Here is a 26,406-nt window from a genome sequence, read left to right on the forward strand (position 1 = left end):
AGAAGCTCTTGATCGAAGCCCCGGTAAACGGCGGCCGTAACTATAACGGTCCTAAGGTAGCGAAATTCCTTGTCGGGTAAGTTCCGACCTGCACGAATGGCGTAACGATGGCCACGCTGTCTCCACCCGAGACTCAGTGAAATTGAAATCGCTGTTAAGATGCAGCGTATCCGCGGCTAGACGGAAAGACCCCGTGAACCTTTACTACAGCTTCACAGTGGATCTTGATGTTGCTTGTGTAGGATAGGTGGGAGGCTTTGAAGCGTGAACGCCAGTTTGCGTGGAGCCATCCTTGAAATACCACCCTGGCAATATTGAGGTTCTAACCCAGGTCCTGAAACGGGATCGGGGACATTGTGTGGTGGGTAGTTTGACTGGGGCGGTCTCCTCCCAAAGAGTAACGGAGGAGCACGAAGGTTGGCTAAGTACGGTCGGACATCGTACGGTTAGTGTAATGGCACAAGCCAGCTTGACTGCGAGAGGTACATCTCGAGCAGGTACGAAAGTAGGTCATAGTGATCCGGTGGTTCTGAATGGAAGGGCCATCGCTCAACGGATAAAAGGTACTCCGGGGATAACAGGCTGATACCGCCCAAGAGTTCACATCGACGGCGGTGTTTGGCACCTCGATGTCGGCTCATCACATCCTGGGGCTGAAGCCGGTCCCAAGGGTATGGCTGTTCGCCATTTAAAGTGGTACGCGAGCTGGGTTTAGAACGTCGTGAGACAGTTCGGTCCCTATCTGCCGTGGACGTTGGAAGTTTGAGAAGAGCTGCTCCTAGTACGAGAGGACCGGAGTGGACGGACCACTGGTGTTCGGGTTGTGTCGCCAGACGCATTGCCCGGTAGCTATGTTCGGACGGGATAACCGCTGAAAGCATCTAAGCGGGAAGCCCCCTTCAAGATGAGACTTCCCTGGGCACCAGATGCCCCTGAAGAGCCGTTAAAGACTATGACGTTGATAGGTTGGGTGTGTAAGTGCTGTGAGGCATTGAGCTAACCAATACTAATGACTCGTGCGGCTTGACCATATAACGCCAAAGCGATTTAGAGTGTAGAGATACACAGCCATACGCAAGAGTGTGAAGCAAGAAGCAGCTTAAGACAGGATTCCGGAACTGAGAGCCGATAGGCTTTGAGTTCAACCAGTTAAGCCTGGCGACCATAGAAGGTTAGAACCACCTGATCCCATCCCGAACTCAGCAGTGAAATGACCGATCGCCGATGGTAGTGTGGGGCTTCCCCATGTGAGAGTAGGTCATCGCCAGGCACCAAATTCTATAATCTCTGAGCGTAAAGCTCGAAGATACCAGTTTAGTCTGAAGACCATAGAGCATTAGAACCACCTGATCCCATCCCGAACTCAGTAGTGAAATGATGCATCGCCGATGGTAGTGTGGGGCTTCCCCATGTGAGAGTAGGTCATCTTCAGGCACAAAATACGAACCCCCGATAGCAATGCTGTCGGGGGTTTTTTGTTTTTTAATCATTCTTTAATGGAGAGAAAGGCACTGCTCTGATCCCAATGCATTGAGCTCTGAATTCCACTGGCATATTATTCGTCGCACGATACTTAAATAAAAAAAGGAATGCTCGATGTATTGTCGTCGCATCTTATCCAGCCTGCTGCTCATTTCACTGCAGGCCAGCTGTAGATAATCTCTCCAAGGCCATTCGTTATCAGACCATCAGCCACCAGAACCTCAATGCCATTGATTATGGTGTCTTTCTCAACTTTCATCAGTTTCTGGAAACCACCTACCCACGAGTTCTCAGTCAGCTAAAGAAAAAAATAATAGCTGACTATAGTCTTGTATACATCAGGCAGGGCAATAATTCAGGTCTTTCACCGGTTCTGTTTGATTCCCATTACGATGTTGTACCAATTGAACCAGGAACTGAGGATGACTGGCAGTATGCACCGTTTGCTGGAAGTGTAGCCGATGGATATTTGTGGGGTCGTGGTGCACTAGATGATAAGGCTTCAGTGATCTCAACACTTGAGGCGGTAGAGCCTCTGTTAGCCGAAGGTTATGCTCCTGAGCGCACCATGGTATTTTCCTTTGGTCACGATGAAGAGATTGGCGGTCGTGACGGGGCGGCTAATATTGCTGCTTATCTCAAAGATCAGGGTTTCAATTTTGAATATGTTGTTGGTGAAGGCGGGCTGGTTGTAAATGGTCATCCAATGCTGCCAGACAGCTCTCTTGCCATGATTGCACTGGCTGAAAAAAATTATGTCATATTAACCTTTAAAGCGACTGGGAATGGTGGACACTCTTCCATGCCCGTAAATAACAATGCCATTGTCAATTTAAGCAAGGCCCTGACAACGCTTCATGAAAACCCATTCAAAGCAGAGCTGGTTAAGCCTGTGGCGGATATGTTGAAAGTAATGGGTGAGCATATTGGTGGTATTCAAGGTTTTATGATGAGAAACCAGTGGCTTAGTCAGGCCATTCTTTTGTCAGTGATGTCCGGAGATAAAACAAGCCAGTCGATGGTTCGAACTACGACAGCGGTTACCATGATTAATGCAGGCATCAAAGAGAATGTGATTTCGCAAAAAGCAGAGGCAAAGGTCAACTTTCGTCTATTACCTGGTACACCGGTTGAACAGCTGATCAACGATGTAGAAACTATGATTGATGATTCATCCATTGATATTTCTGCTGAGGACTGGAAAACCAGTCCTCCCATTGCGGATATGAATGCTCCTGGCTATAGGCAGGTCAAATCGGCCATCAATGCAGTTCTGCCGGAAACGGTCGTCGTACCTGGCATGCTCACAGCAACCACCGACAGCCCTCACTACGCACCTGTTTCAGAGAATATTTACCGGTTTCACCCATTCAGTGTGGACATGGAACTCACGGGCTCCATTCATGGCACAAACGAGCGTATTTCCATAGAGAGTATCAATACAGCATTAGAACTCTCCAAGTCTTTAATCAAGGCATCCGGCAGTCCTGAGAGTTGAGTATAATAGACTGTGCTTGTCATCAGCTTCTGCTGACTGAAGCTGATGACAAAAATTCTTCATTTAAGTAAACAACGTAATCATTGAATCATGGATGATTGGGTAAGTTTGTTTATAAATTTGTATTTGTAAAAATGGATACCGTATTTATTTAAAAGATAACACTGCTTTTCAAAATAACTAATTAACGGTCATGAAGATTGAGTTGATTAATGAATTCAATTGGGTTGTAAAGCGTTATTTTTAATGACTAAGAGAAAAGTAAACTGCTTTATGACTTGGCTCAGGGCAACGAGCAACGACATTGTGCAAGATTATTCAGTAACAAAGGTGTGTTCTGGCTACGGCGATGAAAAAACTGCATTTTGCACTGAATAAATCAACTGCCTTCTAAAGCCAATTATTAAAAGAACGACAAAATCAGTTTATATCTGATGTGTAACAGCGTTCCATATATTTGAACACGCCGCTCTATTTTCTTAGCTCATGACGGTATGTTTAAATGACTTCGCAAAAAAAGATTATCCCCATAGCGTTGGTATTTCTGGGGCTATTCTGCTTTCCTGAACTGGTCTTTCCTGAAGGTGTATTCTCAGTCCTTCAGCAACGGGTAATGGCCATTTTTATTTTGGCTACTTTGTTGTGGGTCAGTGATGCAGTACCAGCTTTTGCCACTTCCCTGCTTATCATCATGCTACTGGTGCTGACAGCGTCAAACAGTGCTCCTTTTCCTCTCAGGGATGGCCTGGGAGAGGATATGCTGGCCTATACGACCATATTTAATAGTTTAGCGTCACCGGTGATTGTGCTTTTCCTGGGGGGATTCTTTATTGCCCTGGCTTGTGCCAAGTACAAAGTGGACATTAACCTTGCCCGCGTTTTGTTAAAACCATTTGGTCAAAAGTATGAAATAGTGATGCTTGGTGTGATGATCATCACAGCCATCTTCTCCATGTTTATGAGCAATACTGCAACCAGTGTCATGATGTTAACCATTATGACGCCACTGGTTGCCAGAATGGATAGTCAGGATCCCGGCTGTCGCGCTATGGTTCTGAGTATTCCCATCGCAGCTAACCTTGGGGGGATGGGGACTCCTATTGGTACGCCGCCCAATGCTATCGCTTTCCGTTACTTTGTCGGTGAACATGCATTGTCGTTTGGTGGCTGGATGCTGTTTGCAGTACCGATTACCGTCATTATGATTGCATTCAGTTGGTGGTTACTGCAGAAAATGTATCCATCCAGCGGTGGTGATCTGGATGTTCAGATTGATGGTCGTTTTGAGAAGGGCTTAAAGCCTTATATTGTCTATATCACCATGGCGTTGACTATCCTGTTATGGATGTTCTCCAGTGTTCATGGCATTAACGCTTATGCAGTTGCCATTATTCCGGTAGCCGTATTCAGCCTCTGCGGTATTGTGGATAAGCACGATCTGAAACATATCAGCTGGGACGTTCTCTGGTTACTGGCCGGTGGTATCGCGATTGGTACTGCACTTGCTTCTTCCGGTTTGGCAGAGCTTATTGTCAGTATGGTGCCTTTTGAGGAGTTTGGAGCCGTCAGCATTATCCTGGGCATCAGTATACTGTGTATGGTCATGGCGACCTTTATGTCCCATACGGCAACAGCCAACCTGTTGATGCCTATTGCTATCTCCATGTCTACATCTGTGGCCAGTATTGAGGAAATGGGTGGACTTGTGGTTATTGGAACCGCAGTTGCCCTGGCATCTTCACTGGGTATGGGATTGCCAATCAGCACCCCTCCAAATGCTCTGGCCCATGCGACAGGTTTAGTTGATACCAAAGACTTTATCAAAACAGCTCAGATTCTGAGCCCATTGGGGGTTCTATTGATCTTTGCGGTACTGATGCTGATGACCTGGATGGGCTTCTTTTAAGGGGGAGTATCATTCATGTATGCGGTGATCTTTGAAGTGGAAATAAAACCCGGTTGCCAGGATAGTTACTTGGCGCTGGGTGCAAAGATGCGGGAAAAACTTGCCAACTATTCGGGTTTTATATCAGCAGAGCGTTTTGGCAGCCTGACTAATGAAGGAAAAGTTTGCAGTCTTTCCTTCTGGGAGAGTAAAGAAGCGATATATCAATGGAAACAGGATATGAGCCACATGCTTTGTCAGCAAGATGGCAGAGACCACTTATTCAGTGATTACCGGATTCGTATTGCTAAAGTGGAAAAGGACTATAGGATGACAGCCCCATGATAGGGGCTGTCAAAAATAGCCAGACTTTTGATTAGAAGTAACCCGCTACACCCAGTAGGGTAATGACTGAAAAGATCAGTACTACGCCAAGGGTACTGATGAACTTACCGGTTTTGATAAAGTCTCTGCTGGCAACCATCCCAGTAGCATGTGCCAAAGCATTGGGCGGTGTACTGATTGGTAGTGACATACCCATTGAAGCGGAAAGTGCGACACAGATCACCATGAGGCTGATACCTCCGTAGTTTTCCAACCCGCTCAGAACCGTCGCGACAGAAACCGCAATGGGCATCAGCAGGTTGGCTGTAGCGGTATTTGACATAAACGTCGCCATCACCATTGATACAACGGCCATGAGGAATAAAACAACAAAAGTGCCCATGGTATCAAAGGGAATGGTCTGAACAATGGCTCGAGCCAGGCCGCTTTTCTCAAGGGCATAACCTAGGGCAATACCACCGGCAATCAGCCAGAGCACATCCCAGTTGATCTTTTTGATGTCGTTTGTATCAATGATGCCAGACAGTGAGAAAACAATAACGGGGAGTAAGGCGACCGTATAAGAGTTTACGCCGTGAATGCTGGAGGTTGTCCAGAGAAGTACAGTCGCCGCTGTCGTTGCATAAACGAGCCAGGCTTTTGGCGACCTTTCAAAAGTACATTCGATTTTAACGGCAAGCTCTTTGATATTGCCTGGGTATAGTTTGCGGAGTAGCACCCAGGCAATCATGATCAAAGCAATCGCCATCGGAATGGCAAACAGCATCCATTCGCCAAAAGTAATGGCATGCTCTCCGGTTAAATAACGAAAAGCAATGGCGTTTGGTGGGGTGCCAATTGGCGTTCCAATACCGCCAATATTTGCCGCGATAGGCACGGCAAGAATGATGCCTTTCACACCATTATCTGTGGTGTCTACGTTGGCCAGCAGTGGGGTCAGCAATGTGAGCATCATGGCTGTAGTAGCTGTATTGCTCATAAACATGGAAAAGAAAGCGGTAATCCCCATAAGGCCAAGCATTACTTTCTTGTAATCACTGCCAATGGGCTTTAGCAGCACTCTGGCCAAGTTAATATCCAACTTGTACTTGGTTGCAGCAATCGCAATAAAGAATCCGCCAAGGAATAAGACAACCACTGGCGCCGCCAGACTGCTGAGAATCTCTTTGTAATTCAGCATATCCTCCGGGCTTAATGCTTCTCTGAGGAAGTAGGGGCTGGTATTGGAAACGGTAATGGAGAGTAACCCCAGAATAAGCAAAGATGTTGCGTACGCGGGGACAGCTTCAGACACCCATAACAGGGTAGCCATCAGGAAAATAGCTAAAACCCGCTGCTGCTCAATAGTGATATTGGCAATGGGGATAAAGTCAGCGGGAAGAAAGAACAGGCAGAAAAATGAGGCTGCAATCAGCAACAGCTTGATGGTGCGAGACATAGACGTCATTGACCTTTGATCAGTTTAAAATTCTTAGTGCTGCTTATGATGCATTAATGACGTACCGAACATACTGAAGCAGGTCAATGAAAAATGATTTTCAAAATGTGGCTGCTATTTGAGCAGGTGTCTGGGATGAATCATGGCAGGGATGCAGTGATCAAAGGTTGGGTTTAGGCGGGGAGATGGGTTGCCTCGTTAACCATTCCTGCTCCCACTGAGAGAGCGCTTCTGCAGGCATGGGTTTCGCTATGAAGTAACCCTGTGCAAGGTCACAGTTAAGTTCGTGAAGTAACTGCCAGTCTTCGACTGTTTCAACACCTTCTGCAACAGTTTGCATATTCAGATTGTGAGCAAGACTGATATTGGCTTCAACAATGGCCTTATGGGTTTTGTCATGGCAGGCATTGGAAACAAAAGAGCGATCAATTTTCAATTCACTGAAGGGGATTCGGTTTAACTGCTGCATACTGGAATAGCCGGTACCAAAATCATCAATGGAGAGTGAAAAGCCGTGTAGTTTGAACCGGGCCAGAGTTTCCAGAGAGAGCGCTGCATTTTGAATCAGGCTGCTTTCAGTAATTTCCAGGGTTAACAGTTCTGGGGGGATGTTCAGATCCCGTGTCTTTTGAATCAGCATATCTGGCAGATCGGTATTGCTCAGGATGGCTGCGGAGAGATTAACACCTACTGCAATATTTCTTCCCTGCTCACACCAGAGGCGAACCTGGTCAAGTGCCAGATCAATCATTTTTATGGTCATTGGTGCAATCAGGCCAGAACTTTCCATCATGGGGATAAAGTGCACCGGATTAACTACACCGATCTCTGGGTGGTGCCAGCGGGCCAGTGCTTCGACGGAGACCATCCGCCCACTTTTCAGTAGCACTTTTGGCTGATAGTAGAGGACAAACTGGTCGTCATTAATGGCTTTGTCCAGCTCATCTTCATCAAACGTTAGCTCTTTGGGTATTGCTGGTTGAGCGATGTTGGCGGTCTGTTCGACAAAGTAGAGCTCAAGCAGCTCTCTGAGGCGGTTGCGTGACATTGGTTTTGACATATGACCAAGCACCACAAGACCATGTGCCATTGCCATATCTTCGACGGTACGGATCAGTGCTGCATCCATGGCACTGAGCACTATGACCCCTTGAGCGAGGTTTTGCTCAGCCAGGTGACGGATGAACTGGATGCCATCCATGCCTGGCATATCAAGGTCGCAGATAACAATATCCACGGCGCCTCTATCTTTCAGGAACTTCAATGCCTGCTCACTGCCCTCTGCAGTAAGTAACCTTCCTACGTTAAGGCCAGACACTGTCTGCTCTGCCACCATACGCTGGAAAGGGTGATCTTCTAAAATGAGGATACTAAGGGAGCTTATTCTGCTGTCCATGTCCAAGCCGATATTGAAAGTAGTTCCTATCCTATTAAAGTATGGCGTATTGGACAGTATGAGGAAGGGTTTTTTAGTAATATTTGACCAACGGAACGTTGAGAGCAGTATCAGAAGGGAAGTCCCTTCTGATAACTCGTTGAAAAATATCAGGTTCCAGACTTGATTCTAGACCACTCACGGGTGATATAGCGCTTCAGTTTGCCTGGCAGCTCTTTGAAAACAAAAAGCTTTTCCATGGTTTCCTCTGATGGGAAAACGCCTGGGTCATTGGCAATACCGGGCTCTACGAATGCCTTTGATGCCGGGTTAGGATTACCATAAGTGACGTAGTTGGTTACATCTGCAATAACCTCAGGCTCCATCAGGTAGTTCAGCATCTTATGTGCGGCGTCTTTATGCTTTGAATCCTTGGGAATGGCCAGCATATCAAACCACATGGGAGCCCCTTCTTTGGGCACAACATAGCGGATGTCGAGACCATTATTCGCTTCTTTTGCCCGGTCACGAGCCATCATCATGTCGCCAGACCAGCCCAGGGCAACACAGATATCACCGTTGGCCAGATCTGAAAGAGAACGGACTGAATTGTAATAGGTAATGTAAGGCGCTACGGCTTTCATCCGCTCGACGGCTTTTTTATAATCCCCCATCTTCAGGCTGTCACCGGGAATACCCAGATAGGTCATGACAGAAGGAAGAACTTCGCTGGGGGCATCCAGAAATGCAACGCCACACTTTTGCAGCTTCTTCATATTTTCAGGTTCGAGAATCAGAGCCCAGCTGTCAACCGGCGCGTCTTTGCCAAGAACCTTTTCTACCGCTGCCTTATTGTAACCAATACCTGTGGTGCCCCAGAGATAAGGGATGCCGTAGGTATTGCCCTCATCAAAGTTATCCGAGATCGCCTTCATAATGACGGGATCCAGATTTTTCAGGTTGGGGAGCTTGGACTTATCCAGTGGTTCGTAAACGCCAGCCCGAATCTGCGTTTTATAAAAGTCATGGGAAGGAGAGACCAGATCGAAACCGCTTCGTCCTGAGAGTAATTTGCCTTCAAGAACTTCGTTGCTGTCATAAACGTCATAAACAACGTTGATGCCCGTTTTCTGTGAAAAATTCTTGATCGTGTCTTCAGCAATATAATCGCTCCAGTTATAGAAATAGAGCTTCTCAGCTTTTTTGTCTGAAGTGTTATCTGAGGCCTGGAGCTGGGCTGCACAGAGCAGTGCGGCGACGATGAACAACTTTTTCATAAGCGTGCCGTAAACCTTTGACAAGGGGATAATTGGGAGCGCGATTATATAGCAGCAACCATGTTCTACAAGAGTTCCACGGCCCTTATTCGCAGAATCTCGGGCAGAGAAACTAATTCCTGCGATACTGAACAAGGTTGTTATCGGTTTGAGACTAAGTTGATGCATGCTTTTCGTTCAATCCTTCTGGCAGTTACCCGGCAACACACCTCGGATATGGAGCTCCAACAGGCTTTCCGTCTGGCTTTGGATAATCGGGCCACATTGTTGATTGCCCTGTTTGACCATAGCCTGGAAACCCTGCATCACCTGCAATTCATCCCACTGGAAAAAAGGCTGGAAGATCATCTTCGTCAGCAGTTGGAAGATGAACTTGAGCGGCTAAAGGCCATGGCCTGGGAGCAGGGGATTGAAGCGGAGACTCTGATTGTTCCCGGTCGTCCAAGGCTGGCGATTCATAAAATGATCAAAGAGTATCATATTGATCTGGTGATCAAACTGGCGGATGCCAGCGGGGCCCTGACCCGTAAGCAGCTAACCGGCAATGACCTGGCCTTGCTCAGAAAATGCCCGGTTCCCATTTTGATGATGTCAGATCGGGATCAGCTGGCAGACTTCAATGGCAAAGTCATGGTTGCCATGGATGCAGGTGATCCGGACTCAGATGCCCACGACTTGAACAGAACGCTCCTGCAATACGGTGTATACCTGGCTAGCCAGGAGAACGCAGCATTGCACCTGGTCAGCGTCTGGAATGTGCCTTTAGGGAAACGCTCATTGAAAACACTTTCCGATGAAGAGCTTTACGAACTTCAGGAAATAACCCAGAGGCGTTACCACAACAAACTTCAGGAAATCATGCAGGAAGTGGGGGTTACTGAGAATGACGAACAGCAACCGGTATCGATCCACCTGTTAAGGGGAAATCCTGCAACTGAGATTCAACAGCTGGCCAATGAACTGAATGTGGATGTGATTGTAATGGGCACTCTAGGACGCCATAAGGAAGGCATTCTGGTCGGAAACACGGCTGAAAACATTATGAACAGTATTTACTGCTCGATTCTGGCGGTAAAACCAGAAGGGTTTATCAGCCCGCTGGCAGCAGAGGCCGCCAGCAGCTAACTATCTTGAAGAAGTCCGGCCCTGAGAGGTCAGGGCTTGAGGCCACTCATATACTCAATAGAGGCGCTGATCTCTTCGTCCGAACAATCCATGCAGGTACCTTTTGCAGGCATGCTGCGAATACCATTAATAGCATTGGACAGTAGGCTGCTGAAGCCTCCTGCTTTCTTCTCGGCAGCCTGCCAGGCAGCAGTGTCATCCTTCTTTGGCGCACCCAGCAGCCCTGAAGAGTGACAGGCCACACAGAACTTGCCATAAATGGCGTCACCACTTCTTGGACCACTGCTGGTGCTTGCTGCAATGCCGGCAGCACTGGCGCATTCTTCTCCAGCAAGGCACACGGAGCCTACCGGTGCAATACGCTCGCTTATCTCACCACGAGTAGTTGGATCAAGGTCTGCAGCCGGCTTGGCAAAGACCAGCGACGCGAATAGTCCCCCGACTAACAGAATCAAAGCACGCATATGAGTTCCCCGTGACACTCGCTTGTCCTCTTCTAAGGCTATCAATGGCTATCTTGTTTCAGGCGCTGCATGAGCTGATACTGCATGAGCTGAGAGAGTAGCTTAAGACTCGCTTATAAGCTTTCGCCTGTGTAGCCGAATTATTTTAGGCAATGGGATTATAGATCAATTGGTATTTCTAAAACAGGGTTTATACGGTGCTCGCTTCGGTAATTCTTTTGGCTTTGCTATTGCATTACTGTACAGACTATTTGATTTATCAGTGATCACCGCCATTTCATTTGCTGAAGCTGGGACAAACTTTCCTGTAGCAAATGTATAAAGTCAGTGTTTTGCAATTGAAGCACCAGTAAGGTAAAAAATCATGGACAGTATAAGGGCGGAACAGTATTATTACCCACCGCTGGAGTCGCTGTCTGCTGCTCTGGATGTGCACCCGTAGCTCAGCTGGATAGAGCGCTGCCCTCCGGAGGCAGAGGTCAGAGGTTCGAATCCTCTCGGGTGCGCCAGTAAAATCAACGAGTTACGTCATTTTCCTTCCTCTCAAAACCTTCTCTAAAATCTCGTTCTAACACGGTTCTAACACTTTTTCCCAATCATTCTGTTCTAACAAATTGATGTCTTCATTTTTGATAACGCTGATTCCGCTAAATGGATTAATGTCCGGCATTTGAGCTGTAGCCATCAAGGTGTGCTTTAGTCTCAGCTTATCCATCGACCCGACTACATCCAACTCCCGATTAGCGGTAAACTTCCCCGGTTTATAAATTCCGGTAGCCGGGTTAGAGGCTCTGCCAACCATTTATAATGGCACTAAGCCTGTCCTGTCGTTTTGTCCCGGCCTTACACGTTCTGATTCCAAGTGCTGACCATGCCCAATACCCAGTCTCATAACAACCTTGCTGCCTTCATCTGGTCCGTCGCCGACTTGCTGCGTGGAGACTTTAAACAGTCCCAGTACGGACGCATCATCTTGCCCTTTACTCTGCTCCGTCGTCTGGAATGTGTGCTGGAATCCAGTAAGAACGATGTGCTGGCGCAGTATGAAAAAGTGAAAGTGATGAACCTGCCGGAAGACGGTATGGAGAAAATGCTGTTGCGGGCAACCGGTGGGTTATCGTTCTACAACACCTCCCCCATGAACCTGTCGAAGCTGGGTCAGGGTGATATCAAGTCCAACCTGGAAACCTACATCCAGTGTTTCTCAAAAGATGCGCGGGAGATCTTTGAGCATTTCCGGTTTGATGAATTCATCGGCACCCTGAACGAAGCTAACCTGCTGTACAAAGTGGTGGGCAAGTTCGCCAATACCGATCTCAGCCCGGCCAAAATCTCCAACCACGATATGGGGCTGGTGTTTGAAGAACTGATCCGCCGGTTTGCGGAAGGCTCCAACGAGACCGCCGGTGAGCACTTTACCCCACGGGACATCGTGCGCCTCACCACCTCGCTGGTGTTTATGGAAGACGACGATGCCCTGACCAAAGAAGGCATTATCCGCACCATCTATGACCCGACAGCGGGTACCGGCGGCTTCCTGTCCTCCGGTATGGAGTATGTACACAGCCTGAACCCGAAAGCGGTGATGCGAGCCTTTGGCCAGGAGCTGAACCCAGAGTCCTACGCCATCTGTAAAGCGGATATGCTGATCAAGGGTCAGGATGTCAGCCGTATTAAACTGGGCAACACTCTGTCTAACGATCAACTGGTGGCCGACCAGTTCGACTACATGCTCTCCAATCCGCCATTCGGTGTGGACTGGAAGAAGATCGAAGGTGAGATCAAAGACGAACACACCTTCAAAGGCTTCGACGGTCGTTTCGGCCCTGGCCTGCCTCGGGTGTCTGACGGGTCCCTGCTGTTCTTGATGCACCTGATCAGCAAGCTCAGGGACAATACAGAGAACGGTGGAAGAATCGGCATCATCCTCAACGGCTCACCCCTGTTTACCGGCGGTGCAGGCAGCGGTGAAAGCGAAATTCGCCGTTACATCCTTGAGGCCGACCTGCTCGAAGCCATTGTCGCCCTGCCTACCGATATGTTCTACAACACCGGCATTGCCACCTATGTTTGGGTGCTGTCTAACAAGAAGGATTCAACCCGTAAAGGCAAGGTGCAACTCATCAACGGCGTGAACCTGTGCGGCAAAATGCGTAAGTCCCTGGGTTCCAAGCGCAACCTGATGAGCGACAACGACATTAAAACCATCACCCGCAGCTTTGGAGCCTTTGAGGTCATTGAACCGCAGGTACTGAGCAAACCGGCTGAACAGAAAAGTAACCGGGGCAGGCAGTCGGCCAACGCCAAGGTTGAAGCACCCAAAACCTTTGCCAGCAAAATCTTTGAGAGTCACGAATTCGGTTACCGGCGTATTACCATTGAGCGCCCGCTGCGACTGTCAGCCCAGATCACCGATGAAGCGATCGAAGGTCTCCGTTTTGCACCCAAGCCATTTAATGCCGTAATGCGCTGGATTCACGAAGAATTCGGTGACGATTGCCACCAGCACCTGTCAGAGAACGAAACGGTTATTCGCACCAAGATCAAAGCCGATTTCAAAGAGCTGAAAGAAAAGCAGATCAAAGAACTGCTCGATAGCAAGCTCTGGCAGTTCCAGATCACGTTGATGAACAAAGCCAAAACCTTGCAGGATGCAATCAGCAGCGAACAGAGCAATGACTTCAACACCTTTGAGGTAAGCCTGAAAGCAGCACTGAAGCAAACCGGTACGACACTGGATGCCAAAGAGAAAAAGCAGTTCCTCGATGCCATTACCCGCAAAAATCCAGAGGCCGAACCCGTTGTTAAAAAGGTACTAAAGGAAGAAGCACAACCACTGTACGGCGCATTCATGTACAAGGGCAAAGTGGTCGAATTCCAGTCCGATGGCGACCTGCGGGATAACGAAAACGTCCCTCTCAACCCATCGGTCAGCACCACCACACTGATCGAAACCTACTTCAACCGCGAAGTAGCGCCCCATGTATCCGATGCCTGGATCAACGCCGACAAGTGCGACGACAAAGACGGCGAGATCGGTATTGTCGGTTATGAAATCCCCTTTAACCGGCACTTCTACCAGTACCAGCCGCCACGCTCGCTGGAAGCCATTGATGCCGATCTGGATGCGGTCAGTAAGCGGATTATGGGCCTGCTGGCGGAGGTGCATTCATGAGCAAAGCGAATAACAGCACCAGCCTCGGCCTAAATCACAACAGTGACTACAAGCGGTGGTTAAAAGACCTCAAACAAAAGGTGCAGCAAACCCAAATCAAGGCCGCCGTTCAAGTAAACACCACCCTGTTGACGTTCTACTGGGAACTGGGGGCCGATATTGTTCAGCGGCAGTCTACGGCTAACTGGGGCGATGGTTTTTTAAAACAGCTCAGCAAAGACCTGATGAAAGCATTCCCCGACATCAAAGGCTTTTCTGAACGCAACCTTAAATACATTCGGCAGTGGTTCCTGTTTTACTCACGGGATCAGGCAATTGGGCAACAGGCTGTTGCCCAATTAGCTCAAGTGCCCTGGGGACACAATTTACAGATCATCAGCAAATGCCAATCGGTGGATGAGGCGCAGTATTACATTCGCAGCACCATCGAGCATGGCTGGAGCCGTAATGTACTGATTCACCAGATCGACAGTGGCCTGTGGCAGCGGGAAGGAACCGCGCTCAGTAATTTTAGTGCCACTCTGCCAGCGGTACAGTCCGACCTGGCGCAGCAAACCCTGAAAGACCCTTACGTGTTTGACTTCCTCACCCTCACCAAAAGCTACAACGAGAAAGAGCTGGAACAGGGGCTGATAAAGCATATTACCCAGTTTCTGCTGGAGCTGGGTGCCGGTTTTGCGTACATGGGCAAGCAGGTCAAACTGCAAGTGGGTACACGGGATTTTTACATTGATCTGCTGTTCTACCATGCCCGTCTGCACTGTTATGTGGTGATTGAACTGAAGGCGGGAGAGTTTGAACCCGAACATGCGGGCAAACTGAATTTTTATATCAAGGCGGTGGATGAGCAACTGCGTAAAGAAGGTGATGCGCCCACCATTGGTATTTTGCTGTGCAAAAACAAAGATAAGCTGGTGGCGGAGTACGCCCTTAGCGACATCCAGAAGCCGATTGGTGTGTCGGAATATCAACTGACGCAATCGTTGCCGGAAAACCTGCAATCGCAACTGCCCAGTGTGGAAGAAATTGAGCAGGAACTGGGAGGTGAGTTGTGAACCAGGTAGTTAGTGGTAGCAAGTACAGGGCGTATCCGGAGTATAAGGGTTCTGGGGTTGAGTGGTTGGGAGATATTCCAACACATTGGAAGGTTGCCAGGCTGAAGCACCTAGCTCAGATTAAAAATGGGCAAGATTATAAAACAGTAGAAGCTACTAGCGGATATCCTGTTATGGGTTCTGGTGGTAAGTTCACCTATGCCACGAAGTTTATGTATGACAAAGAGTCCGTACTGCTTGGTCGCAAAGGGACTATTGATAAGCCTCTATACATTAATGAGCCGTTTTGGACTGTTGATACGATGTACTACACCGAGATCAACAAGGATGTTCCTGCTAAATATCTTCATTATCTCGCACTGACAATCCAGTTTGACCGTTATTCAACGAATACAGCCTTGCCCAGCATGACTCAGGAGCATCTGGGGAACTATTCCTTTGGAGTGCCGGAACGAGAGATGGAGCGTAGACAAATCGCCAACTTCCTCGACCATGAAACCGCCAAAATCGACACCCTGATCGAAGAGCAGCAATCCCTTATCCGGCTGTTGAAAGAAAAACGACAGGCGGTGATCAGTCATGCCGTCACCAAAGGTTTGAACCCCGGTGCACCGATGAAGGATTCCGGTGTGGAGTGGCTGGGGGAAGTACCGGCGCATTGGGAAGTAATAAAAACAAAGCGATTCTTCAGCCTAGAGTGCCATCCTGCACCTGTTAATAATGATATGGAGTTACTATCCGTTTATACGGATATCGGCGTTCGTCCAAGAAAGTCACTAGAACAAAAAGGCAACAAAGCATCAACCACCGATGGTTATTGGATAGTGAAGCAAGGTGATTTGGTTGTGAACAAGCTGCTGGCTTGGATGGGCGCTGTGGGATATTCAGACTTTGATGGGGTAACAAGCCCCGCGTACGATATTTTACGTAAACGACGAGACTTAAACCCAAAGTTTTTCCATTATTTGTTCAGAACAAAACAAACGCAAAGCGAGTTCAAACGTTGGTCACGAGGCATTATGGAAATGAGGCTTAGGCTTTACTTTGAAGAGCTTGGACAGATCTTAATGCCTTTTCCTCCTCCGTCAGAGCAGAATGATATTGTTTCCAATATTGAGACGCTGGAGTTCCAATATGACGGGATTATCACAGAAGCGGAATTACAAATTGGATACCTCCAAGAACGCCGCACAGCCCTGATTTCTGCAGCCGTTACCGGCAAGATTGATGTCCGTAATTGGGTCGCACCAAAACAAAAAGAACAAGCAGTAGAGGTCATCTAATGAGCACGGATGCTAGCGTAGAATCCATCTTCCAGAACGATATCATCACCCAAATGCAGGCCAATGGCTGGCAACTAGGTTCGGGATATCAGTACGACCGGGAAACCGCCCTATACACCAGCGATGTGCTGGGCTTTGTGCAGGAGACCCAGCCGAAGGAATGGGCCAAGTTCTGCAAGGTGTTCCCCACCGATTCAGAGCAGCATTTTATCAGCCACTTGGTGACCCAGTTAAAAAAGGCTGATCCCAACGCCATTGATAAAGACCTTCGCAGTTACGGTACGCTGGGCGTGTTGCGACACGGGCTGAAGATTCGCAATGCCCGTTTCTCGCTGTGTCAGTTTATGCCGGAGCATTCGCTGAACCCGGAGACACTGGCTCGATATCAACAGAACCGTTGTCGACTTGTGCCGGAGCTGGTCTACAGCCCTTATGCCACGGCAGAGCATCTTGCTGCTACCGGTAAGAAGGCGAAAGCCTGGCGTATTGACCTGGTGCTGTTTGTGAATGGTCTGCCGGTGTCTACGCTGGAGCTGAAGTCTGAGTTTAAACAGTCCGTCGATAACGCCATTCGCCAGTACAAAACCACTCGACTGCCGAAAGACCCGGCAACCAAAAAGCCGGAACCGCTGCTTACTTTCAAGCGGGGTGCGCTGGTGCATTTTGCAGTCAGCCAGTATGAAGTCTATATGGCGACCAAGCTGGCGGGCAGTGATACCTACTTTCTGCCGTTTAACAAAGGAACGGCGGAAGGTGGTGCCGGTAACGATGTGCCGGAAGATGCCAACCGTTATGCTACAGACTACTTGTGGAACGAGGTGCTGACACCCGATAACCTGCTGAACATTATCGGGCGGTTTGTGCATTTACAGATTGAAGAAAAAGAAGACTGGGAAGGTCGTAAGTCGAAAAAGGAAACCCTGATCTTCCCCCGTTATCATCAGTGGGATGTGGTCAACCGGCTGGTGGATGCTGCCAAACGTGAAGGCACCAGCAACAAGTATCTGGTGCAGCACAGTGCCGGTTCCGGCAAGTCCAACTCCATCGCCTGGACCGCGCACCAGCTTTCCACCCTGTACGATAACGATGGCAACAAGACGTTCCATTCCATTATCGTGGTGACCGACCGCACGGTGCTGGACGACCAGTTGCAGGACACCATCTACCAGTTTGAGCACGCCGATGGTGTGGTGGGCCGGATCAATAATAAGGAAGGCGACGGTTCCAAATCTGAGAAGCTGGCAGCTGCACTGGAAAACGCCCAGCCGATTATCATTGTTACCATTCAGACCTTCCCCCATGTGCTGGCCGCCATTGAGAACAGCACCAGTCTGAAGGAACGCTGTTACGGCGTGATTGCCGATGAGGCGCATTCTTCTCAGACTGGTTCTACCGCACGACAGTTGAAAGAAGTGTTGATGCTGGATGCTTCAGAAGCGGCTGATGAAGATAAGCCAGTGTCCTCGGAAGATATCCTTGATGCCACGATAGCCGCTCGCAAAGGCAGCAGCAACCTGAATTACTACGCCTTCACCGCAACCCCCAAGGCGAAGACGCTGGAACTGTTTGGTCGACTACCTGACCCGAAACAACCAGCTTCAGAAAAGAATCTGCCCGAAGCCTTTCATGTGTACTCCATGCGCCAGGCCATTGAAGAAGGCTTTATTCTCGATGTGCTGAAGAACTACACCAACTACCAGGTGGCGTATCAGCTGGCCCAGAAGATTGAAGCCGTCGATGAAGAGGTGGACAGCAAAAAGGCCAAGGTGAAACTGGGCCAGTGGGTGCGGCTCCATGAGTACAACATTGCCCAGAAAGTGAAGGTGATTGTCGAACACTTCAAAGACAATGTGATGGGGCTGCTGGGTGGTCAGGCGAAGGCGATGGTGGTCACAAGCTCCCGTAAAGAAGCGGTGCGTTACAAGCTGGCGTTTGATAAATACCTGACGGAACAGAAGAGCAGCATAGCAGTAATGATTGCCTTCTCCGGTGAGGTGGAGTTCAACAAGAACGATCCGGACAGTCTTGCGCTGCTGGACCAGAAATTCACCGAAAAGAACATGAACCCGGCATTGAAAGGCCGGGATATGCGCAAAGCCTTCGACACCGATGATTACCAGATTATGCTAGTGGCCAATAAATTCCAGACCGGTTTCGACCAGCCCAAGCTCTGCGCCATGTATGTGGACAAACCGTTAGGCGGGGTGGAATGTGTACAAACCCTGTCGCGCCTGAACCGCACCTATCCCGGTAAGGAAGTGACCGGCACCTTTGTACTGGACTTTGTGAACGAGCCGGAAGCCATTCTTGAGGCATTCCAGCCTTACTACCAGACCGCTGAGCTGGCAGATGTCTCCAACCCTGAAAAGATCTTTGAGCTGTATGAGAAACTCCGTGCCAGTGGCATTTTTACCTGGAACGAAGTGGAACAGTTCTGCGATGCCTTTCTGATGAAAAGTAAAAGTAATGCGGCCATCAGTAACATTTGCAAGCCTGCGGTAGAGCGTTGGCAGAAGCGGTACAGTTCAGCCATTGACGCTTATCTTCTGGCAAAAGATATGTTCGAACGCACCAAAAAAACCAAAGATGCGGTGCTGATGGCAAACGCTGAGAACAGCTTCAAGGACTGCAAGAAAGAAAAGGATGCACTGGAAATCTTCAAGAAGGACCTGGGCAGCTTTACCCGCTTCTACGAGTTTATGTCCCAGATTGTGGACTACGACGACAAGGAGCTGGAAAAGCTCAGCCTCTACGCCCGTTACCTGCGACCACTGTTAAGAGAGAAGCGGGATGAAGAAGACGACATTGATCTGGATAACGTGGTAATGAGCCACTATCGTCTGTCCAAAATCCGCCAGCAGGACATCAAACTGCAGGAAGACAGTCCGGAGTATAAGTTGGAGCCGGGCAGCGATGTGGGCTCCGCCAAAGCGAAGGATAAAAAAGAAGAGTTCATGTCACAGATTGTGGCGCGGCTGAATGAGCTGTTTATTACCGACAACCTGACTGATGGGGACATGATTAATTTTCTTCACACAACGACAAGTAAGGTCGCTGAGAATACGGAGGTAATGACGCAGGTAAGAAATAATACGGCAGAGCAGGCGCTGTTGGGCGACTTTCCAAAGGCGTTTGATGATGCGGTTATGGATTGTGATGAGGCTCATCAGGAAATGATGATGCAGTACCTTTCAAATCCTGCACTGGCTGAAAGCCTGAAAAGGTTAGCCTTTGAGTTGCTGAAGAGGTGAGGCTACCTCTTCAATGTTTATCGAAAAATTGGGGGAAGTGGTTAGCAGGCCATGAAGAAACTTGTCGCTATGATCGTTCTTGCTGTCTTGGGATGGTCCGGGTATCAGCATTACCAGCAAGATGGTTTACCTTTTCTGGAAAGTGCATCAGTCAGTGGCTCTGCCAACAGCTCCACTGGTGGCATGACCAAATGTATTACCAAAGAAGGTGAGGTCATTTACGGTACGGTGCCCGCAGGCACTGTATGTGAAACGGTTGAGCCTGTTAAGGGCTCTCTGACCATTGTTTCCAGTGATTATTTTGGCTCGACATCCGAACCCGAACCTGACCAGGGTTTGAGCCTGACAGAGACCACCAGAAGTGCAATCAGCACCTTGTCATCCGGTTATAGCTGCAGTGGGAAGCAATACTGTTCTCAAATGCGGTCATGTGAAGAAGCCCTTTTTTACCTGAACAACTGCCCAAATACCAAAATGGACAGTGACGGCGATGGGGTTCCTTGTGAACGGCAGTTTTGTGGTGGGTAATCATTTAATAAGTGCCTGAGCATGTATTTTTCGTGCTCAGGCATGTGTATTTAATGAGTGGCAGGAGTAACCTTTGTATAAATATAAATTAGTGGTCGTTCTGGTGTGCCATTCTTACGCGCAATCTCTCCTTTGACGGAGTGACCAGCTTTCAAGTGGCGATGAAATAAATCAAGGCGACCACGATCAACATACCCAAGCTTTGTGCCATTTAATTCGATCCGAATAGCATTAGGATCAAAACTATTATCTGGCTCGGGGTTAAACTCAACGCTGGAATTTAGCGCTATATCCTCAACACTAACTTTCGACTCATGGCGAAAGCCTGCAATTTCAGTAATGAACTCAAATGGCCCCTTTGCAGTATCAAATGGGTGAACCAATTCAAAACCATCATCTGGCAAACGAGCACCAACATACCCTAATAGTGCAAAATCACTGATCTCGTGATCAGGATTTAGCCCTCTAAGCTCCATGTAACGGTAGAAGTCACTACGACTACGAGGAGGAATTCTTCTGGTAAATGCTTCCAACACTTGGTCATCATAAATATCAACATTTTCACGAATTTGAAATGCTGGATGACCAGAGAATCCATGCTGGCGAGCGTCTGCGAAATCCTTAGAATCCTTGAAGTAGTTGAGGGTAATATTGCCATTTTTACGCACCAGCTCGCCTACCACATAGCGAGAGCGGTTTTTACTTTCCTGTGCTTGCCAAGATAAAAGTAAGCGATCTGGCTCAATTAAGTGCTCAATATACCTCATTTGCGACTTTCTCCAATTTTTCGAGCAGAGCAAGCTTTCTATATGTTGTCAGCTTGTAAATAAAATCTGCTCTTTCTACAGTCAGCGGCGATTGTATCTCAAAGGCAGTCAATTCGCTAAGTATCTTATTTAGAGCTTCCTCTTCCCAGCTAAGCCTGTCAATCAGTAGTTGGGTAATTGCTGGGTATTTTACACAAAAGCTGCCGACTCCATCTATTAGGGGTAATCGGCCATCAGAGTCAATTCCCCATTTCATATGATGACACCCCTTCGCAATATAAGATCTCAAGCTATTATCATCTGACATATGCTGATTGATTCTTTTCGAAAATAGCTCATGTCCAAGGCTTGTCCCATTGTCAAAAAATGGAGTCAATCGAACCGAGTTATCTTTATCGTTCCAAATTACCCCCCAGTTTTCCTGGTGCCTGTCTGTATTTCCGATTAATGCATCGAAGCAAAGGCATAATCCCCAGTATTCCTGCCAGCTATGATTGAGTAGCTTTTTCTGAGAGAGAGCTCTTGAAAACTTAATGATCGTTTCTAGGTTATGTAGTCGGCCTTTTTCCCGGTCATAGCCTTCAATTAATGACTGCATATGGTCCCCTCCTGGAGTAAACCGCTCTTCTGGTTCGGCCTCATACCCCATAAACCACTCTATAATAGAACCCGGCTCTCCTGTCTCTGAGTTAATAGCAACAAAAGCGGGAGGGATAGGTAGTTTCATTAGCCGACCAATTTTAAAAGCGATAATTTCTGCCCAGTACTGATCGGGGTGTCGAGCCAACCTGGGGTCTTTGGCACTTTTGATAGCCTCTTTGAAAAGGTATCTGTGATTTGGTAAACAGAACCCATAGGGCGACTCAGGAGGACAAACTCTCAAGCTCTTATCTCTAGCGCCAACAGGAAATACTTCATAATCTTCATGGACTGGCCATTGTGCTATATCAACCACTTGGTCGGTAGGCTGGAAAATATTTTCTCTGTCTATCACTGCTGAATCCGCTGTCTGAGTAGGCTTCGTAAGTTTACTGACTAGCAGCCAAAAAATCTTGCTTGTCCTATAAGAGTCCTTTCAGTTAGCTGCTAGCGTTTGATGTATGATGCGGGGCTGTTCTCAGGACCAAATTCTCTAGCCGACACAAGGTCCATCATGTCACTTACATTTGGTCCCCAAAGTCTTGATGGCATGCGCAGGCCCACTTCTTGCCACTCCTCCCAGAACTCGTAGAAAGAGGCTTCAGCTTCTTTGAAACTCACAGACCTGAATTCTTCAATGTCCGGGTCTGCATTTTCAAGCCACTCCAGTGCCTGTCTATGTAGCTCAATCATCTCGTCAAGGCTGCCATGGTCTTTGGAAAGTTTTTGTAGTCGAGCATTCAGTGATTTCATTTAGCGTCCTCTGCTTAATGATCAAAGGGGGCGTATTTTTTTCTGAGCATTTTCTTTCGAAAATACAGGCTGTAATCAGCCCCTCTTCAAATTCTGTAATATGGTCATTTAGCTGGTCTTACTGGCAGTCATATTGGCCAATTTCTCCAGCTCTGTGAGCCGATTGTCCATCTCATCAAACTCAATAATTCTGGCAAGTGTGGTGATGCCTGATAGTAATTGATTGGCATCTGCGGTGGACAGGTCGCCAGCCATCGCCGTCACCAGAATTGCATTTGCTTTTTGAGTCAGGCTGTCGTTATCGTTTACAGCAACCTGAACAGGTGGGTCAACAGGCTTCATTGATGGCAGGATTTTATCAATGCACAGCTTTAATGCCTGCAGGTCGCCCTCTTTAGCCATCATGATGAGCTTTAACAGCATGGGCTCGGCATGAGATAACAGCAACTCTCTCAATTCAGTATGCTTATTATTAACACTGCCCTTTGGACGACCTGCTCCTGGTCTCGCTCCGCCTCTAGCCATGACGAATCCTCCGGCTTGAATAACTTTGATTGTTTATCAATCATCAGTTGTGAAAGGAAAACAGCCATCTGAGCGGATCAGCTCCGCCAGACTATCGAGCTGATTGTCGTACATCCCGTGACTGATATCGTTGATATCATCCTCTGTAAAGTACTTCTCAGTGAGTATGTCATTGGTTATATTCAGTTGCAGGCTGAGATATGCCAGAGCATTTTCCAGTCTTGCTAATGTATTATGGCCACCCCCTTTTAAACGGTGTTGTTGGTGTTCTGCGTGTTCACCTATGCCTGAAGCCTCAGGCACCAGCGTTTTAGAGGAATCACCGTTGACACCCTGGATACTTGAAAAAGTGTTCCGAGGTGTGTCTGTGGCCGTTTGGGGTGTTGTAGTTACACTGAAACACACTTCTGGCTGAGGGTCGGTGTTCGCTGATTTGGCTGTCGTTTCTGGATGATGGCACTCCGCAGGGCCAGTTTGAACACTAATTACACCTTGAACACTGTCGAGCAGAGTATGTCGATATTTTTTTAGATTAAACATTACTCGCTCCCCAGAACTGTCGAGGTGAATATATAAACACGGGTTCTTTTTTTAATACCGGGCAAGCTCATGGGGGTGCTGCTCTTACCATCGCTACTGGGTAGAAGGTAGTCGGCATTGATGCATGTTTTTGCGACGTTTTTTGGGGTGTATCCCTTAGCTATTTCAGACTTGAACACCTCAGAAAAAACAAGATAAACCGTTTCACCGTTTTGTTTTTTTCGAAACCCGGCCCGGTTGACAGGAATGGTGTATGCATCATCCCCGGAGCTACTGATTTCACTAAAACGACTATCGCCGTGAGACTGAAAGAAGTGGCGTACTTGCTCAAGGATTACACGCTCCTCTTGAGACCCGATCCCTCCACGCTGCTCAAGCCACGCTTTAAAACAGGCAGTGACACCATGCATGGCCTCACCTTCATTCCAGCCAGTGATACCAGCATTGCTTGCAAGTTCGCCTGCCGCTGCTATCAGCCCAAAGCGTGCAGCGACACGCCGGACTTGTCCGTCAGCATTTTTGGGAACTACCTGCTGAATAAAAGCACTGACAGTGTCTCTTATAGTATCCAGTAGTCCCATTTTGTCTTTAGCAATATGTTCAGTCAGGTGAGTCAGAAACTGTACAATAGCTGAACCGTAAGCGCCGGAGGTCTTGTCACGAATCATCTCTGCGAACTGTGCGGGAGTATCTACGCCATGAAGCTCCTCAAACATGCCCATACCAGAGCCGCTTTCTGCAGGAATATCGACCATTCTTACTTCTTGACCGGCTCTGGCCTTTTTGCCTCCTTCTTCCATGTGCTGTGCCAGAGATATCTCTCCGGCGCTTAGGAATATCAGGCTCCAGCGTGTAACTGGGCGGCTCCCGCCAGTTATGGATGCTCTGGCCTTGCCAGAACCATTGGCCAGCATGTAGGCAATTTCACCGGCTTCTCTTGGTGATACCTGGGCAAGCTCATCAAGGATCAAAAGGGCATTATTGTGAGCTGCAGCCATGGCCTCCAGTCCATTTCCTGTGGCCCTCCAGCGATTAACATAGGCAGGCTCACCACAAACACTGGCGGCAATGTATAGGCTGGTGGTTTTACCGGTACTGCTGCCACCAACGAAATTGAACCCCCCACTTTCTGCCCCAGTTAGTTCAACCAGAGGGGCTGCAAAGGCTGTAGAGGCTGCCATTAACAAACGGCTGTTTCCGGAGCATAAGGCAGATAATTGCTGCCACTCTTTAAGATTACCTTTTTCTTTAACAGAGCTACTGACACCGAGAATACTTGGCTGATATACGATACGTTCCTTGCCAGATGAACCAATGGTTTTCCCTGGCAGAATATAAGTACCGAAATTACTGTACCAACCCAGCTTATCTACACAGAGGGCCGTATTATCGGGGTTGCTCATGACAATGTACTGGTTAAGTTTGTCCCTGGCTGCTTTGTAAGGCATGATCTCCAGCCCTAGGTCAGCCAGATATTGCCGCACTTCTGCACCATCGGTTTGAAGCGATGCGCAGGCTACTGGTACAGTCTTTTCTACATGGTCAGCATCGTGAAATCTGAGTAGCCGACCATGCTGTCGGCCATCCAGATCTCGGGTACGTGCAATGACTTCTATCTCTGATGAAATTTTAATAGGGGCAGGCTCATCATCCGATTTGCCTTTCGGCTCAGGCTGGTAATACAAATAACCAGCCTCAATGTAGTAGCCATGGCCAAGGTGTTTGATTTTTGGGGAGTCTTTTAAGCCCATGCTTTCTCCCCTTGAAACCGGTTGTTAATCCAGTCGTTGTAATCAGTACCAGGTTCGCCTTCCTTGAATTTGGGGCATCTAACTTCGCCATCAACAGCATCAGCAGCTTCACGAGCTTTGGTAAGCCCGGGATTACCGGGAGTGAACCGGTCATTGTCAGCTAGAAAGATAAGGTTGGTGGTGGGATATTTTTTTCGCAGTTCAATAGCAACCGGTTTCAGGTTTCCAGCGGTAAAGGCTACAGCAACAGCTACAGTTTCTCGGTCAAACTGGTAGGCACTGACAGCGGTGGCGTAGCCTTCGACAATATAGATTGTATTGCCGACATCACCAATCAGGTGAAAGCAACCTTTTATGGTTCCGCCTTTATGGAAGTACTTTTTACCATTGGGGTAGATGTATTGAAGGCTCGTGATATTACCGCTGATATCCCTCAGGGGGACTAGAATGAAGTTGTTCTGCTGCCGGACTCCATACACCCCAACCTGCTTATTAACAAAGTATGGGAATGCAGGGTCGGCATCTGTTGCAGATAAAAAGATCTCCCGAGCTTCTTGAGCAGCCACTTTCGGGTCTTTTGGTGCAGGGACAACTCTCTCACCACCTGCTTGGGGCGCATTAATTTTTCCATTACAACCCTTCAAGTGTTGAGGGTTATAGTCCTCTTGCTCATGAATTCCAAGAAAATGAGCTATCAGGTTCAATGCCTCTGGGAAGCTACAACTATGAATCTTCCTGATCATGTTAATTCCATCACCAGCACCACAGCCGCGACACATGTGATAGCCGTCAGTAGCACTCTTAAACTCGTAGCGGTCATGGCCGCCACAGTTTGGACAGGGCATTCCAATCCTGGTTGGCGTAGTGTCTTGTTTTGAGAAACCGCAGACTTCCTGAAGGATTAGGTCCCACTTGCCATATGCGGCCTGCTTTACTCTGTTAACCTTCATTTGGCACCCCCTCTTCGGTTGAGGATGCGAAAGTTTAGGGACTGCTTTGGCCCAGGCAGAGGCGTGAGCCTCGGAAATTCCTGTTTCTGTGTAGTAATGTCAGTAGTTAGCAGCATTACAATCTCCAACAGTTCAGAAGCAAATAGTGCTTCTCGTCCATGTAATGTCCTGACGAGCCATAGACAGGCGTAACAGGACAAACCATCCTCTGGCATCATTTGCCGAGGTCGAGTTCCTTTACATTTTTATTTGTTGTTGAGTTGAGTTGTGTTGCTTGCTTTTGTTGTTTATTTTTTGGCG

General features: G+C 48.2%; 20 protein-coding genes, 1 tRNA gene and 3 rRNA genes (1 of these 24 running past the window's edge). 13 read left to right on the forward strand and 11 right to left on the reverse strand.

The features are described 5' to 3' along the window. The 6 genes from GV64_RS05000 to GV64_RS05025 all read left to right on the forward strand — a co-directional run. Positions 1 to 1,031: ribosomal RNA gene (locus GV64_RS05000) — 23S ribosomal RNA — on the forward strand (it extends 1,859 nt beyond the left edge of the window). Positions 1,032 to 1,154: 123 nt separating this feature from the next. After that, a 5S ribosomal RNA gene (gene rrf / locus GV64_RS05005) occupies positions 1,155 to 1,270 on the forward strand. Between the two features lie 48 nt (positions 1,271 to 1,318). Beyond that, positions 1,319 to 1,434: ribosomal RNA gene (rrf, locus tag GV64_RS05010) — 5S ribosomal RNA — on the forward strand. Positions 1,435 to 1,819: 385 nt separating this feature from the next. After that, positions 1,820 to 2,980 (forward strand): M20/M25/M40 family metallo-hydrolase, encoded by a 1,161-nt coding sequence (locus GV64_RS05015; protein ID WP_330218061.1) that lies wholly within the window; start codon positions 1,820 to 1,822, stop codon positions 2,978 to 2,980. Between the two features lie 502 nt (positions 2,981 to 3,482). Beyond that, on the forward strand, positions 3,483 to 4,886 hold the full coding sequence (locus tag GV64_RS05020; RefSeq protein WP_020581242.1) for an SLC13 family permease: 1,404 nt from the start codon (positions 3,483 to 3,485) through the stop codon (positions 4,884 to 4,886). Positions 4,887 to 4,901: 15 nt separating this feature from the next. Beyond that, on the forward strand, positions 4,902 to 5,210 hold the full coding sequence (locus GV64_RS05025) for an antibiotic biosynthesis monooxygenase family protein (protein ID WP_020581241.1): 309 nt from the start codon (positions 4,902 to 4,904) through the stop codon (positions 5,208 to 5,210). Between the two features lie 31 nt (positions 5,211 to 5,241). Here GV64_RS05025 and GV64_RS05030 read toward each other — a convergent pair whose 3' ends face one another. From GV64_RS05030 to GV64_RS05040, 3 genes are all read right to left on the reverse strand, one after another. Next, positions 5,242 to 6,648, reverse strand: coding sequence for an SLC13 family permease (locus tag GV64_RS05030; RefSeq protein WP_034844049.1), 1,407 nt, complete (start codon positions 6,646 to 6,648; stop codon positions 5,242 to 5,244). 160 nt (positions 6,649 to 6,808) lie between these two features. After that, positions 6,809 to 8,044 carry a GGDEF/EAL domain-containing response regulator gene (locus GV64_RS05035; protein ID WP_020581239.1) on the reverse strand — a complete coding sequence of 412 codons (1,236 nt, stop codon included), beginning with the start codon at positions 8,042 to 8,044 and terminating at the stop codon, positions 6,809 to 6,811. Positions 8,045 to 8,193: 149 nt separating this feature from the next. Further along, entirely contained in the window at positions 8,194 to 9,300 is a 1,107-nt protein-coding gene (locus GV64_RS05040; RefSeq protein ID WP_020581237.1) for a polyamine ABC transporter substrate-binding protein, read from the reverse strand. Between the two features lie 60 nt (positions 9,301 to 9,360). On the opposite strand from GV64_RS05040, the gene GV64_RS05045 reads away from it, so the two are divergent. Then, positions 9,361 to 10,425, forward strand: a complete 1,065-nt coding sequence (locus tag GV64_RS05045; protein WP_020581236.1) for a universal stress protein — start codon at positions 9,361 to 9,363, stop codon at positions 10,423 to 10,425. Between the two features lie 29 nt (positions 10,426 to 10,454). On the opposite strand, the gene GV64_RS05050 is transcribed toward GV64_RS05045, so the two are convergent. Continuing rightward, entirely contained in the window at positions 10,455 to 10,889 is a 435-nt protein-coding gene (locus GV64_RS05050; protein ID WP_020581235.1) for a c-type cytochrome, read from the reverse strand. A 432-nt stretch (positions 10,890 to 11,321) separates the two neighbouring features. On the opposite strand from GV64_RS05050, the gene GV64_RS05055 reads away from it, so the two are divergent. The 6 genes from GV64_RS05055 (at position 11,322) to GV64_RS24145 (ending at position 20,181) form a co-directional block, all read left to right on the forward strand. Next, positions 11,322 to 11,398 (forward strand) — tRNA-Arg (locus GV64_RS05055). A gap of 362 nt (positions 11,399 to 11,760) precedes the next feature. After that, positions 11,761 to 14,064: a type I restriction-modification system subunit M gene (locus GV64_RS05065; RefSeq protein WP_026258064.1), complete on the forward strand. Its 2,304-nt coding sequence runs from the start codon at positions 11,761 to 11,763 to the stop codon at positions 14,062 to 14,064. Further along, complete coding sequence (locus GV64_RS05070) at positions 14,061 to 15,119, forward strand: PDDEXK nuclease domain-containing protein (RefSeq protein ID WP_020581231.1); 1,059 nt, start codon at positions 14,061 to 14,063, stop codon at positions 15,117 to 15,119. Before GV64_RS05065 ends, GV64_RS05070 begins: the two co-directional genes overlap by 4 nt. A gap of 65 nt (positions 15,120 to 15,184) precedes the next feature. Beyond that, positions 15,185 to 16,402 (forward strand): restriction endonuclease subunit S, encoded by a 1,218-nt coding sequence (locus GV64_RS05075; RefSeq protein ID WP_236632918.1) that lies wholly within the window; start codon positions 15,185 to 15,187, stop codon positions 16,400 to 16,402. After that, on the forward strand, positions 16,402 to 19,653 hold the full coding sequence (locus GV64_RS05080; RefSeq protein WP_020581229.1) for a type I restriction endonuclease subunit R: 3,252 nt from the start codon (positions 16,402 to 16,404) through the stop codon (positions 19,651 to 19,653). Before GV64_RS05075 ends, GV64_RS05080 begins: the two co-directional genes overlap by 1 nt. Before the next feature lie 51 nt (positions 19,654 to 19,704). Next, positions 19,705 to 20,181, forward strand: coding sequence for an excalibur calcium-binding domain-containing protein (locus GV64_RS24145; RefSeq protein WP_236632919.1), 477 nt, complete (start codon positions 19,705 to 19,707; stop codon positions 20,179 to 20,181). A gap of 50 nt (positions 20,182 to 20,231) precedes the next feature. Here the strand turns inward: GV64_RS24145 and GV64_RS05090 are convergent, their stop codons facing one another. The 7 genes from GV64_RS05090 to GV64_RS23600 all read right to left on the reverse strand — a co-directional run bounded on the left by GV64_RS05090 (position 20,232) and on the right by GV64_RS23600 (position 26,106). Continuing rightward, positions 20,232 to 20,948 carry an HIRAN domain-containing protein gene (locus tag GV64_RS05090; RefSeq protein ID WP_020581227.1) on the reverse strand — a complete coding sequence of 239 codons (717 nt, stop codon included), beginning with the start codon at positions 20,946 to 20,948 and terminating at the stop codon, positions 20,232 to 20,234. Continuing rightward, positions 20,935 to 21,942 carry a HipA domain-containing protein gene (locus GV64_RS05095; protein ID WP_020581226.1) on the reverse strand — a complete coding sequence of 336 codons (1,008 nt, stop codon included), beginning with the start codon at positions 21,940 to 21,942 and terminating at the stop codon, positions 20,935 to 20,937. The genes GV64_RS05090 and GV64_RS05095 overlap by 14 nt, the downstream gene beginning before the upstream one ends. A 92-nt stretch (positions 21,943 to 22,034) precedes the next feature. Continuing rightward, a complete protein-coding gene (locus tag GV64_RS05100) occupies positions 22,035 to 22,340 on the reverse strand; it encodes a hypothetical protein (protein ID WP_020581225.1) in 306 nt (101 codons plus the stop codon). Between the two features lie 108 nt (positions 22,341 to 22,448). Then, the gene (locus GV64_RS05105; protein ID WP_020581224.1) at positions 22,449 to 22,865 is read right to left on the reverse strand and encodes a hypothetical protein; all 417 of its coding nucleotides are present in this window, start codon (positions 22,863 to 22,865) and stop codon (positions 22,449 to 22,451) included. 36 nt (positions 22,866 to 22,901) lie between these two features. Continuing rightward, positions 22,902 to 23,405, reverse strand: coding sequence for a hypothetical protein (locus GV64_RS05110; protein WP_020581223.1), 504 nt, complete (start codon positions 23,403 to 23,405; stop codon positions 22,902 to 22,904). Then, positions 23,405 to 25,156, reverse strand: coding sequence for a DUF927 domain-containing protein (locus GV64_RS05115; protein WP_020581222.1), 1,752 nt, complete (start codon positions 25,154 to 25,156; stop codon positions 23,405 to 23,407). Before GV64_RS05115 ends, GV64_RS05110 begins: the two co-directional genes overlap by 1 nt. Next, positions 25,147 to 26,106, reverse strand: a complete 960-nt coding sequence (locus tag GV64_RS23600; protein WP_020581221.1) for a toprim domain-containing protein — start codon at positions 26,104 to 26,106, stop codon at positions 25,147 to 25,149. The genes GV64_RS05115 and GV64_RS23600 overlap by 10 nt, the downstream gene beginning before the upstream one ends. Positions 26,107 to 26,406 lie beyond the last annotated feature (300 nt).

Source organism: Endozoicomonas elysicola, from assembly GCF_000710775.1.
Classification (GTDB): Bacteria; Pseudomonadota; Gammaproteobacteria; order Pseudomonadales; family Endozoicomonadaceae; genus Endozoicomonas; species Endozoicomonas elysicola.